At 37.0% G+C, this 15,960-nt stretch carries 11 protein-coding genes; 1 reads left to right on the top strand and 10 read right to left on the bottom strand.

What is annotated here, in order from left to right:
- Window positions 1–194 precede the first annotated feature (194 nt).
- Both NXS11_RS05730 and NXS11_RS05725 read right to left on the bottom strand, forming a co-directional pair.
- Complete coding sequence (locus NXS11_RS05730; protein WP_259199709.1) at window positions 195–743, bottom strand: hypothetical protein; 549 nt, start codon at window positions 741–743, stop codon at window positions 195–197.
- Window positions 733–939 carry a helix-turn-helix transcriptional regulator gene (locus tag NXS11_RS05725; RefSeq protein WP_259199708.1) on the bottom strand — a complete coding sequence of 69 codons (207 nt, stop codon included), beginning with the start codon at window positions 937–939 and terminating at the stop codon, window positions 733–735. The genes NXS11_RS05730 and NXS11_RS05725 overlap by 11 nt, the downstream gene beginning before the upstream one ends.
- A 433-nt stretch (window positions 940–1,372) precedes the next feature.
- Here NXS11_RS05725 and NXS11_RS05720 point away from each other — a divergent pair, with 433 nt between their 5' ends.
- Window positions 1,373–1,597, top strand: a complete 225-nt coding sequence (locus tag NXS11_RS05720) for a hypothetical protein (protein ID WP_259199707.1) — start codon at window positions 1,373–1,375, stop codon at window positions 1,595–1,597.
- A gap of 32 nt (window positions 1,598–1,629) precedes the next feature.
- On the opposite strand, the gene NXS11_RS05715 is transcribed toward NXS11_RS05720, so the two are convergent.
- The 8 genes from NXS11_RS05715 to NXS11_RS05680 are packed head-to-tail and all read right to left on the bottom strand — an operon-like array spanning window position 1,630 to window position 15,940.
- Window positions 1,630–3,018 carry an N-acetylmuramoyl-L-alanine amidase gene (locus tag NXS11_RS05715; protein WP_259199704.1) on the bottom strand — a complete coding sequence of 463 codons (1,389 nt, stop codon included), beginning with the start codon at window positions 3,016–3,018 and terminating at the stop codon, window positions 1,630–1,632.
- 13 nt (window positions 3,019–3,031) lie between these two features.
- A complete protein-coding gene (locus tag NXS11_RS05710; RefSeq protein WP_259199703.1) occupies window positions 3,032–3,337 on the bottom strand; it encodes a phage holin in 306 nt (101 codons plus the stop codon).
- Window positions 3,338–3,377: 40 nt separating this feature from the next.
- Window positions 3,378–3,854, bottom strand: a complete 477-nt coding sequence (locus NXS11_RS05705) for a phage holin family protein (RefSeq protein WP_259199701.1) — start codon at window positions 3,852–3,854, stop codon at window positions 3,378–3,380.
- On the bottom strand, window positions 3,854–4,144 hold the full coding sequence (locus tag NXS11_RS05700; RefSeq protein WP_259199700.1) for a hypothetical protein: 291 nt from the start codon (window positions 4,142–4,144) through the stop codon (window positions 3,854–3,856). The genes NXS11_RS05705 and NXS11_RS05700 overlap by 1 nt, the downstream gene beginning before the upstream one ends.
- Before the next feature lie 35 nt (window positions 4,145–4,179).
- Window positions 4,180–4,335: a hypothetical protein gene (locus tag NXS11_RS05695; protein WP_259199698.1), complete on the bottom strand. Its 156-nt coding sequence runs from the start codon at window positions 4,333–4,335 to the stop codon at window positions 4,180–4,182.
- Window positions 4,325–8,485 (bottom strand): phage tail spike protein, encoded by a 4,161-nt coding sequence (locus NXS11_RS05690; protein ID WP_259199696.1) that lies wholly within the window; start codon window positions 8,483–8,485, stop codon window positions 4,325–4,327. The genes NXS11_RS05695 and NXS11_RS05690 overlap by 11 nt, the downstream gene beginning before the upstream one ends.
- A 26-nt stretch (window positions 8,486–8,511) precedes the next feature.
- Window positions 8,512–10,026 carry a phage distal tail protein gene (locus NXS11_RS05685; RefSeq protein ID WP_259199695.1) on the bottom strand — a complete coding sequence of 505 codons (1,515 nt, stop codon included), beginning with the start codon at window positions 10,024–10,026 and terminating at the stop codon, window positions 8,512–8,514.
- 28 nt (window positions 10,027–10,054) lie between these two features.
- Window positions 10,055–15,940 carry a phage tail tape measure protein gene (locus NXS11_RS05680; RefSeq protein ID WP_259199694.1) on the bottom strand — a complete coding sequence of 1,962 codons (5,886 nt, stop codon included), beginning with the start codon at window positions 15,938–15,940 and terminating at the stop codon, window positions 10,055–10,057.
- Window positions 15,941–15,960: the final 20 nt, after the last annotated feature.

Genomic DNA, 15,960 nt, shown 5'->3' with positions numbered 1-15,960 from the left:
CGTACGGTGAATGAAAACAGCTCATTTTAAGCATTATAGAGTTGTTAAAAACTTGATTTTAAAAGGTTTCACCATATTTTATTATATTACAATTTAATTTTTTGCACCCAAATCTGCACCCATTTTGTTTTTAATGAAAAAGTGGGTGCAAGCATATTAAACAGCCCCACCTATTCTCCAGGTGGGGTTGTGTTTTAACTACCTAAGTAGAAGACATCATCTTCTGACTTAAGGTTGATACCGGCATCTTCAAGTTGCCATCGTTGTATTTCACCCTGTGGATTGATGATTTCATGGGGGTATTCATGGTCTACCATTTCAACAGGTGCGTAGGTATGTTCCATATAGTCATCATTTACAGGATGAGCAGGTCGTTTATGGTCAGAAATTCGGACTTCTTCACCTTTGTCATTGATGACGTACAACGAACATGAAGCTTGAGACTCTTCAAAAGAGTACTCGCTTTCTTCAAGTGCGTCTTTTAAAGTGTACTCGATAGTTTCGAAACTTAGAGTTCCTGCAAAACTATCATAATAAATTTCATCAAGAGTCTTGACGTCTTGGGCAGAAATAGCGGCGTGCGCTTTTGCTACTTCTGTTTCTAAAGATTCGAGTTCTTCTGAGTCTTCAATTTCGTCTTCTATCGCCCATTTTTTCTCATCAATGAGCGTATGCAAAGTGTATCTGTTGCCAGGTACCTCTAAATCATACAAGTAACCATCTCCATTTATCCTAACTCTCATCTTCTTCAACCCCCATTTGATAGTTGTATAACTTTTCTATTGTAGCTAGTGATAAGTCATCAACTTTATTTTTTTTATTTCTCAAGCGTCCTATCTTTGCTCTACTAACATTTGTAGCTTTTTCAATTTGATAAGCTGAAATGTTAGAATCTAAAAGTGTTTGCACTTCTTTTCTAATTTCGTTTATAAGATTCATTTAATACACCAACTTTCTTACTACAATTACTATTAAGACTATTACCAGCCATTTAATCAGCCCTTGCACCAACTCTTTTTTTGTTGATTTCCGTACTTTTACAGTGATTTTCATATATTTGAAATGAGGATTGTGCTATATTTATAAGGTAGAGGGGCTTAGCCCCTCTTGTATCTAGTACTCAAAAGCGAATTCGATTTGAATTACTGCCAGGTCTATTCTAATCGAGAATTTTACGCTTTTGGGTGCTTTTATTTTTATCCTCATTTCCTTCACCTCCTAAATATATTATAACATTTAAGTAGATGTTCGTCTACTATTTTATCAACTTTTCTCGAATTTTTTTAAATAAAATAGCCTCTTTTTTAGAACATTTACTTTATTGCTCTGTATATTTTTTAAGGTATAATACAATCAAAAAGGAAGTGACGTTATGAAAATACAATTCACTAGTAGTATTTTAGAAGAGATGAAAGCGAAGAATATTACAGAAGAACAATTATTAAACAGGCTGTATATAGGAGTGTATGAAGTAGATGGATTAGAGTTTGCAGTAAATAAGAATAAAGAGAGTATTATTATAGATAGTATTGATAATTTTGATTTGTTCGGAGAAGATATTGCAAAAACAATAGACGTTGATGATTTTGAGGTATAAAAAAAGAGGGTAGCAGTTACGCTACCCTAATTTTATGCCCACTCAATCGAACCCCAATATTTCTCATTTTTAATTTTTTCATCTTTATCTGTGATTTTACAAACAGCGCAATAAAAGTTCTTTTTACTTGCTCCAGGTGCTTGATACTTGAATCTAATCCACCAATAACCATCTTTTTTAATGATTTGGTCGAACTTAACCCAATCATCTTTAGAATAAAGCCAAGAAGCCTCATCAACAACTTCCCCAGCTAATCCAGGTAAGCGTCTAACTTTAATTGCTGTGTTAGGGTAAAAGATACCACCCCAATTCCATACAGTCTGTTGTACTTGCTTTTGACCTGCTGCCACTCCACCGATTGGCTTGCCGTGAATGGCTCCTGCGATGTCTTTGGCATACCTATCATAATTCTTTTTGATGTAGTCCATGTCTTTTTGGTTTGTGATAAAGCCTAGTTCAGCAAGCCTGTAATTGACGTTAATTTCAGCAGACACATTTGCGTTCAACAAATCATTACGCCCTGTCACACCCCTAATTTGCCCTACGTTCGACTTAATAACAGACTGAATAGTGTTGTCTATCGTATCAGCTTTAAACTGTCCAGATATAATAACGTGTCCACCATTTGCCGACGCCCCTGCTGCGTCTAAATGAAACTCAATAATGGCGTCAGGCTTTTGTACATTTTTAACCCAATACAGACCATAGTCTCGACGGTTGCCAACTTGTTGACCATAAGCTGTATCTTGATACATATCTTGATTCATTGTAGAACCACCATATACATAAACGTCATGTCCTGCTGTGCGTAGATATTTGGCTACGTTAGGCACAATGTACTTACGAATAAAATCACGTTCATTTGTACCGTTACCAATGGCACCTGGGTCGTTATATCCATGCCCCGCAACAAGCACAATCTTGCGTTTAATCGCTTTAGGTGCCGAAGCGGGTATAAGATTTCTAAATGATTTCTTTTCAGCATAATGTAATCGGATAAACGTCATTGGATTGTCGTAATAATGCCAACGACGTGTTGCCGCTTCCCAGCCAGGTGCACCATTAACAAAACCACCGCCAAACCAATTTTGCTCAACAACCTCAAAACTATCTAATGTCGCTTGCGTAACAACCGCAACATGACCAGCACCATTGCCGTAGCAACCATTAAATACAACAATATCGCCAGCTTGAGGTAAAAACTCAGGCGTATTGTCGTACACGGTTGCTATACTTGCTAAAGTTTTGGCATTGTCAGTCGCAATATTTTTAGCATATAACCCATGCAAAACCAATCCAGTCATATAATAAAAGTAAGCATTCGCATAATCATAGCACTGATAGCCATAGCATTTATCAAAATCAAATTGTTTACCAACAGATTTATTAATCCAGTTGATAGCTTCATTTTTTGTCCTCATTCACTTACCTCCTTTATATATTCTGATTTATATCGTTGTATGGATTACTATTTTCAACTTTGTGCTTAATAGGTGCTTGTCCAGTAGCTTTCGTGTATTGCTTTTCTGCTTTATACTTTTTCAACTTCTGATTCGCCCAGATACCCTCTTTAGTTACCGGATTATCTTTGTACCAAGTCCATAATGCAGCGCCCGTTAAAATAAGCATGTTGATGTCATCTTCCGTAGTCGGAAGCGGTGACATATTGTGATTAGCCAGCCATTGATTAACTAAAGCTAAAATCAAAACAGCTGTTCTTAATATCATTGATTTATTCATTTAAACCATCTCCTATAAACTAAAAAAGAACCGACCTAAGTCAGTCCTTTTCTATTTTAATCTTAACTTCTGCAGTATCTCCTTCTAAATCTCTTGAATGACTAGAAGTGAATTCTTCTTTAATTTCAGTCGTCACAGAAGTGCCTTTCTCATTCTTGATAACTGCCAACTTGTCTGCAATTTCTTGCGGTACAAGCACGCCCATTTCTGCACAATTTTCGATGATAGACAATCCCTCATTTGCAATATAAAAAAAGATAGTAACGAACAGAATACCACCGTGAGTGCCTAAAATTTGATCGATAATGTTTGCCAACACAATAATACAAAAAATCAATAACTTGCGAGCGTAGCCGAACAATGACTTACGACTCCACAACTTATTGTTTTTTAACGCTTTTGCTAAACCAGTAAAAATATCTATTGCCATTAAAATCATCAAGAAGTACAACAACCTGATTTCTCCGGCATAAAAAAATGTCTTAAACGCTTCTGTCTCTGTGAAACTCACCGTCATTATTCAGTGTCCCCCTCAATAACATGCTCGACGTAAGGCTCGCCATTCTCATCAAACTTAGTACGTTCAATACTCTGTTTTACATAATAAGTTTTGGTGTTGTTCTTAAAGATTTTAGCTAGCATGTTTTGTAAACTACACGCTTGTTTTGCCTCATTTTCAGTTTCAAACTTAAATGCACTCGATACTGAAGACGTACGTGTAAAACCGTTCGCAAAATTTTGAGTTAGTGGGCTTTCTTCTCCATGCGCGTCAACTTCTACCAAATAAAATTCTGTTACTTTTTCCATAATAAAACCTCCTAAATTATTTATAAAAAAGAGCCTTACTCGTTCTGAGCAGGCTCATTTTCATCAGTTGTTAATTGTTGAATGTAAGCTTTCAAATGCACATTCTCTTGCATAAGTCTGTTAACTTCACTTTGAAGCACAGTGATGATGTGGGTATTATCAAGAGTAACTCCTTGTTGTTTATTTTCCATTTTTCAACACTTCCATTTCAGATTGTAGTTTTTCAATTTCTTGCATTTGTTTCTTCACAATCGGTATCAGATGAATCCATAAGCGATCATATTCGATACCTTCAATCTCATCGTCTTTACCCCGCGTCACAAACTCATTTAACCCAACAGCTTCAACGTCTTCTGCGATAAGCCCTGCATAACGTTTTAGTTTAAACTCTTCTTCCTCTTGTCTTTCGCCAGTGTAAATTTCTTTCGCATACGTTTCAGCTTCGAATCTGTCAAACCATGTCTTGATATCTAAATCTAAAATCTGTTTAGAATGCTCGTACTGTTGCACATCATCTTTGAACTGACGCTCTTGTGATAACTTATACTTACTCGCTGACGTTGAACGTCCGAGTGTCCCATATTCCGTAATAAAAACATTTGACGCACTAGCATACGTGCGATTATATATTGTCTCTGACGTAATGTAGTTACGATAAACATTAAGACCAGTCATAGATTTAGTTTTGGCGTCATAACCTAAAATTTTAACAGCGTTATTTGTGACAACGATTGCTGAACTATCTTTATTGTTGTACTGTATAGACACGCCGTACTCATTCGCATTCGTTTGTCTAGCTGATAAAAATAATCGATGTTGAACAGGTGCGTTGAAAGGACGAATGTACGCCGCTTCTAAAACATGGTTACTATGAATAACAATATCTTCGTTATACAAAAAACCTTTAGGGTGCCCTTCAAAGCCTCTGCTCCACATCATTGCAATGTTGTTAGGATCCGTCTCTTTCAGCTTATTCGTACGATAACTAAAAGCCATAAACTGACCATAATCAGCCAAATTCAAACTGATACCTTTCTGATTACCGGATTTCATAAAAGTAGCACCAAAATTCCCAACGTAATGAGAACCATCATAAAAATGGTGCCCCACCCCATCCAACAAACTTGTACGAACACCACTAGATGAAGTCTCTAAACCATCCGGCGTAATGTTGACCGAATTTGTGATTCCGTTAAATGCCACTTTGATTTTTTCAGATGACAAGTTCTTAATCGTCGTACGGCCGTTTTCTATCAGTACATCTCCATCATTAATTTTAATTTTTGAACTATCAATTCCGACACCGTCTGAACCAACATTAAAAGATTGGATGTTACCATTCTCATCATAGATATAACTAAGTCCTGTTGTATTAACTTTTAATTCAGACAAGACACGTGATAATATTTTACGTGACGCATTAAACTCTTCAGCAGTCACACGTGCACTAATTTCCCGCCCATTTTGGCTAACCTGAGTTTCTAACTTATTGAGTGACGTCTCAACATCTTCCTCAGCTTTTTTATAGTCTGACATCCATTTACTTTTTTCTAATTGTGGTCTGGACACATAGGGTAAAGTTGTATTTCTATCATTAATACTTGTGAAGTACACACGTATCAACGTATAATCCTCAACTCTAAACGTTCTAGAATAACGTTCCACTTTTTCGGTTAACTGTTGTGGCGTAGCACGATCATCAAACAACGTTTTTATTGGCGAAAAGTCTGTACCATCCGCTTTTAACAAACGGACAGCTACGTACATCCCTGTCTCCTCTTCACCCTCTTTAAAAGCATAATATGAAAGCGTGTAGTCGTTGTTAGGCTCAACTTTCACATTTTGACTCATCCAAACCTGACTTAAATTTTCTTTCTTCAATGCAGCAAAAGTATTACCGTCTTTTTCAATAGTAGAAAGATTTTTAAAGCCACTTAAATCTTCAGTGCCCACCAATAAATTACGTGTGCCTAGTTGCGTGTTTTTATAATCCTCTAAAGTCACACGATCATTGATTTCATTCGACAATTGTTGTCGCTCACTTTCCGCACTTTTCAGTCGTGCAACAATATCATTTTTATCGGTTGTATAGTCAGATTTATTCACTTTTGAATTAATAGAATCTGACATCACTTTCAACTGTGACTGTTGTTTATTAACTTGTGTTCTCAATGGCGTCAGCTGGTCGTTTAACATACGATTAACTTCGGTTTTAGTAGCAGTCAATAACAAGCTCTCTTGCAACTGTTGTAATCCACTTTCATTGCGCTGAACAATGATACTTAAAGGACTTGTAACATCATTAATAATTGACTCTTGAACACCACTGATAGAACTTGATAATTCTTTTTTAGTCCGTTCAAACTTACTATCAACATCAGTTTTTAAATTTAGCGCTTTTGTGTCCGCATACTTTCTTAAGTTTTGAGCGGTCGTCTCAACGTTTTCCAGAATTTGTTGTTCTTTAGCGTCTATACGACCATTTAAACTTTGAGTTGTACTATCTAGACGTTGTTCAACATCAGCAACAGACTGACTAACACCCTCGATTGCCGAATTTAAAAGCCTACTTGTGATTTCACTGATTCTAGTTTCATCTGGAATATTAGACGTTAAAGTTTGGCTACTAGCGTCCCAGCGCCCGCCTGGAATAACCGAAGCTACTTTATTCATCGCATCATTAAATTTCTGATCCGTATATTGCGATTGCAGCAACTTAAAGCGTGCATCAATCGCACGTTTAGCCGTTTCAATTGACGTATATAACGCTTGTAACTTTTCTCTGTATTCCAAAAAGAAAGCCTGCGTATCGACTAGCTTACCAATTGTAGCAGTCTCAGACGTCATACTATCTAAGTTAGATTTAATTTTGTTAAATACGCCAATCGTTTCATTCAATTTAGCTTGGACATCTGCTTTTAACTTTTTGCTTACAAAATACTCTGAATTAACAACTTCCGCCACTTCTTTTAGCAACTTACTATGTTGGATATTTAAGTTGATAAAAGTATTAGTTAGCTCACTATACATAGCTTGTTCACGTGTGACAGCACCAACATCATCCGCCTTTTCAGCAGTCGCATTATGCCATTCTCCATCAAAATAACGCCGCAGAACACCCACTTTATGATTACTCGTATCAAACCATAATGTGTCGTTAACCGGATTGGCAGGCGCTTCATCACCTTTAAAAATCTTGCGCTCAAAATACTGTAACTCGTTATCTAAGCTTTCACGAACAATCGTATTCACATTTGTAAATTTGTCATTCATTTTTTGTTGAAAGTATCCTAATTTACTTTGAAAATATTTAAGCAAGTCACTCTCTTTAAACTCGACAATCTTACCGAATTGGTACGTACAATCACCACTAATTAAATCATAGTCAAAGCCAATCACTTCACTTTCAGCATATAAAGCTGGCGTAAAATCAGTGTTTTTAATTCTGACTAAATCACCAAAACGAACGACTTCATGTGGATATTCTCGTTCAATATTAACAGTACTCACTTCATATGAAATCGCTGCTGACTTATGCTTATTTAGCTCAGTTCTAGCAAGCGTTTCAAGTCGTTGTCTAGTCATATTGTCGTCTTGTGTTTCAGGCTCGTAGACACCCCAAATATAGCGTTGTGGCAAACCTAACTGCTCTTGTGCACTATCATCCACCACAATTAGCTCGATACGATTACTATTTTCCTGTTCGGGTCCAAACGCATAAAGCGCCGTTTTAACTTCTGAAAAGTCAACTTTACGCTTCATGCTCAATAGGTCTTTACCATAAACGATTTCTTTACCTTTAAATAAAGGCGTTGGCTTACGCATATTCACAAGACGCTGTGTTACTTCATATCCGTCAACAGCAATTTCATAATCTGCAACAACTTCATGCGCCGTTTCAAGTTGGCTAATCATTTCTAAAGGTGTTCTAACAGATGTCCATGAGTTTGTTTTAATGCCTGCAAAATCACAATCACCAACAGTCCAACCACTGTCTCGTAGCGTCTCCGATAACTTTTGATTAACTGTCATCTTCTCATATTGACCTGCCGGAATAGGCTTAGAAGTGCTGATATCGACAAGGTAAGACGCTGTACACTCAACTTCCATGTACTGTCCTGTGTCTTCCGCATGATCAACGATAAACTCACGATATGAACCGTTTTGATCTTGAATTAAAATACGATTACGCTCTTTAAACTTAGCACCTTTTTTACTGAGCACCACTAGATTTAAAGTCTCTGTGTCAGCCGTACGACTATACATCGCTTTTAAAATTGCATTATCATCACGACTAAAAAAGTCTATGATTTGTCCGCTATAATTCAAAATGTGTATCAAGCGACTACCTCCTTTCTACAAAATTTCTACAAAAACCTGTCTTGCCATTTAACTGTCGTATCAAACGTTTTTGGCGGATAAATAATCAATTCAGACGTACCTTTTTCGATTTCAAAATAATTAGAAGCCAAATCTTTAAGATGTAATGCGTCATCATCATTAATTGTTACAGCCTTTTTCAAAGTATCTATAACAATCTTATCGCCTTTACGGATTTCAATTGGGGTAATGTCTGATTGGCTAGGCAACAGCTCTTGAATACTAAAACCGAGAATACTGTGCCATAAATACTTGTCATATTTAGCAGCCTTACCACGATACATTCGACAAATACGGACTTTACGTTGATACAAATTACCCCGATCCACAATCACACGTTCATCTTTACCAATTGCTAATGGCGTGCCTCGTCTCCCATCTGCATACACATCGAAAAAGTAGTTTGTAAACTTAAGATTTTGACCTTTTCTTTCCAAAAACATATAAAGCTGGATAGTTTTTAATTTTTTATAGTAATTCGGCACATCACGTGTATAAACCTTACGAGCACTGCCATGCTCGTCATACGCATACACGACAATCTGAGCATTGTTGACTGTAGCACTCGTATTGACATACACAACACTAAATTGCGTTCTGTTATTTTCATCAACGAGATAAGCAACCGCCTTACCCGTCCCAATTCCCCACTGGTGATGAATAGACAGTTTGAAACGTATTCTAAAATCTTGAACCGATTTGTTTAATGTTTTGTACACGGCAGGACCATGCCAATCCGTTTTCGTGTTCGATCCCCAGGTTTTGGGATAAATACTTTCGCCAGGCTCGGCTACTCCGAACGTGCCACCCATTGCATCGCCTCCATCTAAAAAACGACCAAAACTTGTGTCATTTGGCATAGAAGCCCACAAACGCAAACCACCATTATTGAACTCGTCGTTAAATAGATAAGGCGCTATGTCTTTACTAACTTTATTAGCATCTTCTGACTTACCAATCATAAAATAATCTTTATCACCTTTCGCAATCATAAAGTTAGTACTATCTTTTAGCGCTCTTGCTTCAACAATGATAGGCGTTGGTGCTGTACCTAGATTAACAACCGAGACAGAATCACTAATCGCAGTGTTTTGATTGGCATTAACTGAGTATTTGTAAGGGTCTGTAAGAACGATTTTAATTTTAAAAGTTATGATACCTTTTGTATTAGTTACTAATTCTATTGGACCATCAAAAAATGCATTCCAATACCAATCTTTTTTAGAAAGTTGTAGCTTAACCGGTTCATCATAATCAAAAAACTTAACTACCTCTCTTAGTATTTGATCATGCGTTTTATGACCAGCCAGGTAGTCATTACGCACGATTAAAGGTAGTTCAAATTCATAACCTTCTAATTCTCTAGACTTTCTAACTGCGCCTACACGTCCAGGTACACTTTCGACACTTGTGACAAAATGAAACGAGGGTATTTGAAACCCTCGCTCAATAAATAGCCAATCTAATTTTTTATTATTAACAATTACTGTTTCATTAGCCACTATGCTACTTCACCACCTCTAACTCAATTTACTTTTTATATTTTTTTAATTTATTTTCAAGACGTTCACGTTTATCTTGAAACCTGTTGTGCACACGTTCCATTGAATCCTCATCAACAATTAATTTCTTTTTAGCGATTTCCATTAACAATTCCATTTGTTTACGTTGCTGATCAATCTGTATTTGTTGATTTTGAATCATTTGTAAAAGTAATGACGTGTTGTCTGAATCTCCGGATATATTTGGTAATTGTCCAGGACGTTTGTTTTTTGAATTCTTACTATTAGTAATATTGTGTGCTGCTAATGCTATTAATTTCATCGCATCTGATTTTTTAGACGGATCTGTTGGAATAATGTATTCCGGATAACCGCCTTCTGCAATGTTATACCAGCCAGGACTACTAATAAGACCACCGCTTGCATATTTTTTACCACGTAAGAAAGTGGCTGGATTAATCGTATTTCTGTTTGTAATAGATGCGGAAGGAGGAGATTCAACTTGGTAATGCAGGTGAGGTCCCGTTGTCCATGCACCACTATTACCTGTTCTTGCAAATGGTTGTCCTTTTGTTACACGCCCTGTTTTAAATACGCTAGATAAATGCAAGAAGTATTCTGCAAATTTACCCGCAACTAATCGTGCAACCAACCCACCACCGTAGTTGTGTTGACGACTTACGTAACCACTGCGTGTCGCTCTTAAAACTGTGCCATAAGGCGTTCCATAATCAATGCCATAATGACGACCACCATTAAATCCATAACCTGCTACTGGACCACCTGGTGAATAAGGAGTTGTGATTGTGTAACTAGTGAATGATGATCCATCGCCACCCATTGCACCTTCTTCTAACGCCTTTTTAAATATATTTGTAATAGATTTTGTTAACATTTTCAGTGCTGCATTCATAAAGTCTCTGAATAATGAACCTTTCAGATTATTAAAATTAACACCAAATTTATCAAGCATTAATCTGACTAATTTTCCAGGATTAGATGCGAATTCAAAAATGTCTTTGCCAAAAGCCATTGCGTCATCTATTACATCTGTGACAGTGTCTAAAATACTACCTGCACCAGTACCAGTCGAAAATCTAGGTAGGTTTTTCGGTAGTTTTTTGTTATTTGTAGGACTTAAAAACTGTTGAGTCTGCTTACCATTATAGACTTGACTGCCTTTAGGTAACATTGTCAATGTGTCTGTGTCAGGCGTAATAACCATATTACCATTTGGATAACGAATCATTTCATGCCTAAATCCATTTGATCCGTTGCCACGACCTTTATCGCCAACAACCGCTAACGTATCATCATTAACTTTGCCATTGGTTACAATATTATGCGTTGTTGTATGCGTTGTCCCAGCAGAAAAGTATGGTATTTTAGACAAGCCAACTTTTCCACCAACCCAGTTAATTCCTTTGATAAGCGAATTAATACCACGTTTCACCGCTCCGACCATTCCGTTAATATGACTTTTGATTCTTCCAATAATGGAACTCAAACCACTGGCCATGTTATTAAAAGTTCTACGCACAGAACTCCATAAGCTACTAGCAATGCCTGTAACAGACCGTTTAATATAGTTCCATGCATTAATCATCGTCCATTTAACACGATTAAATATCGAACTTATGCCTGATAACATATTATTAAAAGTACGTCTCACACTTGCCCAAAGATTAGAAGCTATGTTTGACACATTACTTCGTATATTGTTAAAAATATTGATTAGAAACGATCGCACATTATTAAAAATTGAACGTGTACTACTGTATAAATTTGACCAAACGTTTTTTACAGCGTTCCACATCTCTGATGCTTTACCTTTGACTGTATTTTTTACATTTTCCCAGATATATACAGTATAATCTTTTATAGCTTTCCACTTATCGCTAATAGACTTCCAGATACTGTTAACAGAGGTCGTAAACCACACTGTAAAAACATCCCATAAGAGCCTTGTTCGCCCCCACATGTTTTGTAAGTATGCTAGCGTTTGATTCCACCATTTTTCAGAGTTAGAGTAAACCCTGCCATTTGATAAATCCATTTCAGTCTCAATGTCTTGGTTATTCTTCTTAACTCCGTTAATGATTTTCTGGTGGTTCTCATCAGCCTTTTGATTCGCCTTATCATATCTATCTTGAGCATTTTGAAGAAGACGGTTCTTCTCATCTTCAGATAATCCAACCATCTGGTTAATGTTGTCTACTTCTTGATCATAGCGTTTCTGGTTTTCTTTTTTCGCTACATCTCTGGCTTTTACTGCATTCTTTACGATAGATTCTGCTTCTTTTAGACCGTATGCTTCTCTATTCGCTGACATTACCGATAAAATGCGTTCTTGTTCTTTATGTGTTGAACTTAACGTGCCAACAGCTAAGTCTCGTTGCTCGTCATATAGCTTGTTCAACTCTTTCATTTCTTGACCTGTTAATTTACCATCTTTAGCTTGCTTGTCTACAAGTTCTTGTATACGTGCGCTAATTTCTCTTATCCTAGCTTCGCTTGTCGCAAACTGCCTTTTAGAGCGCTCCATAATTTCCTGCTCATGTTTTGCAGTTAATCCACTATTCTGTTTAAAAACTTCTTCTTGAATGTTCCGTTGTTTTTCAGCTCGGATGTTTAACTGGTTAACAAGTTCATCTGTCATACTTTTTTGGATGTTAATCAGTTCTGTTTTCTCTTCGAAAGTAATACGGCCATGATTGTTTTTAATTTCAGCTAAGATTTTATCTGAGTCTTCAGAGTACTTTACAAAACCTTCTAGTGCTTTTTTAGTACTTTTTGAAACACCTGAACCTAAAGCGTCGCTAACATCTGTAGCTTTATCTTTAGCAGAAGCAAGCACCTTCATAATTTTTTTGAATCCAGATTTATACAAGTCTAGTGCGACAGCGCTCTTTTTCAATAAATCATCTTTAGGTAAACTATCGCGCCAATCTTTGAAATATTTGATAGAGCCTTTCACTGTATTCGTCAGTCCTGATAGAATTTTGCCTCCGAAGACTTTAATAACGTCTATCAGACCATCTATTCCATCTCTAAACCAATCTACTTTTTTATATGCAACAACGAAAGCGGCTCCAATAGCTACAATTGCTGCAATAGCCCAACCGATTGGTCCTGATAAAGCTGTAACCGCTCCGCCAATCATTGGTATTTTAGTGATTAGTTGTCCTATCCTAGGCAATGCTGACTTAATACCACCATTGAATAAATTAAAAAAGGCAGCTCCGCCTTTTGTACCATTCAACACCATAACAGCTTTTGCTATGTTTGTGATTGCTCCTCCCAATAAACCTGCACCGATCAGCAGTGGAGGTATAGCTGCAGTCATTAGCGCAAACACTGTAATAGCAATCTTAGTAACACTGCTTGTGTTTTGAAGATGAGTAAACAATGACGTAAATGCATCTGATACTTTGATAATCAATGGCGCAAAAGCATCACCAATAGTTCTTAAGAAGTTAATAAATGTATTTTTTAACACTTTTAACTTAGAACCCATTGTTTCATAACGAATACTGGCTTCATCAGTTAGCGCTGTATTCTTTTTCCAACCCTCAGCACCTGTTTTTAAAGCTTCATCAAGTACTTTATGATTGTTAGCCATACGGCGAATTGTATCTGCTTCACGAATACCTTTGATGCCTACATCATCGAGTGCTTTTAAGACACCTTTTGCGCCACCTTCTGTTTTAGACAACCCTTTAACAAACATTGATAAAGCTTTGGACGGATTGTTTTCCCAAACTTGCGCAAATTGTTCTGCAGACACACCAGATGTTCTAGCAAAGCTATCTAATGTGTCACCACCATCTGCAACCGCACGCGTCATTTTGTTGAAGATTTGCGTCATTGCTGTTCCGCCAGCTTCTGCCTCAATACCAACAGATGACATAGCTGCCGCAATACTCACAATTTGATCAGCGCTTAAACCTGCTTGATGTCCAGCACCTGCCAATCGTTGAGCCATTTCAACAATTTCTTTTTCTGTTGTAGCTGTAGAGTTACCTAGCGCCGTTACTGTACTACCTAAACGATCGACGTCTTTAATAGGCATTTTTGCAGCGTTAGCAAACCTCGCAAACTCTGTTGCAGCCTCTTCTGATGTAAGATTTGTTGCCACGCCTAAATCAAGCATCGTTTTCGTGAAAGCAGTTATATCTTTTTTAGCTACACCTAGTTGTCCAGCGCTTTCAGCAACTGCAGCAACTTCTGTTGAAGCGAATGGCAATTTATTACTCATATCAGTAATTTCTTTGCTCATCTTGTTCAATTCTCGTCCAGATAAATTGGTTGTTTTAGCTACACCCGCTAATGCCTGCTCCCAATCAATAGATGCCTTAATCGCACCACCCATAGCTGCGATGGTCGGTAATGTCATATAAATCAAAGCACTTGAACCAACGGAATGCATCGTACCGCTAATGTTACGAATTGAGTCATTATATTTATTTACAGATTGGATGCCACGACCAAATGCAGTAGCACTTAGTCTTTGTGCCCTCTGCTGTTCAGCAAAAAGTTTTTTATACTCTATCGACGTCTGCTTAATTTCAGACTCAAGTTCATTCATCTTAATCTTTTGTTGTGCAATAGCACTTGCTAGTTCTCGTGCTTCATTGCTATTTTTGCTTTGCGCCTGTGCAACAAAATCATATTGCATTTTTAATTCATGCAATACCGTTTTTTGTTGAGACATATTCGTATTTAACGTGGATAAATGCGCTTTATAGGCTCTAACGCTTTCACCTGCATGTGATAAGTTACTACGTGATAAAGACAGAACATCATTAAAACTTTGCATTTTAGCACGTATTTCAGACATTGTAGAAACGCCTTGTTTTTGTTCCATCTCTAAACGGTTATGCGCATTAGTTGTGTCTTTCAACTGACTGCTTAACTCTTTTAACTTCACACGTTCTTCTGTCAATTTTAAGTTCAATTCTTGCGCTTCATTACTTGTAGATCCATACTGCCTTTTAGCATAGTCATATTGTCTACTTAAACTTTGTACAATCAGTTGCTGTTGCTTCATGCCATTATTTAATTCAGATATGTGTGCTTTATAGGCTTGTGCAGTTTGCCCACTTAACCTAAATTTAGAAGCACTGATTTTCAAAGCATTCGTTACCGACTTTATCTGCTCACGAATTTGACTCATTGATTTTGTCATCGTGCTTTGTTCCATCAAAAAACGTTTTGATTCAGCAGTCGTCTTTTTGTACTGACTTTCTAAAATGCTTAATGATTGCTTTTCTTGAAGAATCTTCTCTTTTAACTCCAAAGCAGCTTTTGACGTAGCACCTTGTTGCTTTGAAACCAATCTGTATCTAGCTTCTAGGCTTTGGATTGTTCGCTTATGCTTTTCAATGACTAGATTCAACTGTTTTAAATAATTATTATAGCTTTTAGTCGATTTCTCGCCCTTTTCAAAAGTCATATTCGCAACATTCAATTGTCTACGCATCGTGCCTAACACATCATTTACCTTTTCCATAGAGAAAACAGTATATTTTGTGCTTCCGCTAAATCTACGCAACTCTTTATCTGTTTGAACCAACTGACGTTTATACATGTTCAACGCCCTATGTTGCTTACTGTATTCTGTACGTAAACGCTCTGCGTGTACGCTTGTCTGTTGCTCTTCTTTAGACATCTTCTTTAATTGCGACTCAATGTCTTTCATCGAATTTTCTGTGACTTGAATACCTTTAGACAATTCTTTAGAACGCTGTTTTAAACTAAGCATAGATTTGTCAGCGTGTGCAAAATCATTGGAAGATCGCTTCATTTCTGTACTCAACGTTCTAAATTGAGACTTGATTTGACTTAACGTTCTTTTAACACCTATATCTTCCATGTTCATTAAAATAGAAAAACCTCTGACGTTATTAGCCATTTATTAACCTCCTTTCACAG

The organism is Staphylococcus americanisciuri (assembly GCF_024814435.1).
Taxonomy (GTDB): Bacteria; Bacillota; Bacilli; order Staphylococcales; family Staphylococcaceae; genus Staphylococcus; species Staphylococcus americanisciuri.
The sequence above is the reverse complement of the archived record's forward strand: the minus strand, read 5'-3'. Positions and strand labels throughout refer to the sequence as shown.

Bases quoted from the DNA above. Each gene is read 5' to 3' on its own strand.
- NXS11_RS05730 (WP_259199709.1), bottom strand. From the start codon at position 743: ATGAGAGTTAGGATAAATGGAGATGGTTACTTGTATGATTTAGAGGTA.
- NXS11_RS05725 (WP_259199708.1), bottom strand. From the start codon at position 939: ATGAATCTTATAAACGAAATTAGAAAAGAAGTGCAAACACTTTTAGAT.
- NXS11_RS05720 (WP_259199707.1), top strand. From the start codon at position 1,373: ATGAAAATACAATTCACTAGTAGTATTTTAGAAGAGATGAAAGCGAAG.
- NXS11_RS05715 (WP_259199704.1), bottom strand. From the start codon at position 3,018: ATGAGGACAAAAAATGAAGCTATCAACTGGATTAATAAATCTGTTGGT.
- NXS11_RS05710 (WP_259199703.1), bottom strand. From the start codon at position 3,337: ATGAATAAATCAATGATATTAAGAACAGCTGTTTTGATTTTAGCTTTA.
- NXS11_RS05705 (WP_259199701.1), bottom strand. From the start codon at position 3,854: ATGACGGTGAGTTTCACAGAGACAGAAGCGTTTAAGACATTTTTTTAT.
- NXS11_RS05700 (WP_259199700.1), bottom strand. From the start codon at position 4,144: ATGGAAAAAGTAACAGAATTTTATTTGGTAGAAGTTGACGCGCATGGA.
- NXS11_RS05695 (WP_259199698.1), bottom strand. From the start codon at position 4,335: ATGGAAAATAAACAACAAGGAGTTACTCTTGATAATACCCACATCATC.
- NXS11_RS05680 (WP_259199694.1), bottom strand. From the start codon at position 15,940: ATGGCTAATAACGTCAGAGGTTTTTCTATTTTAATGAACATGGAAGAT.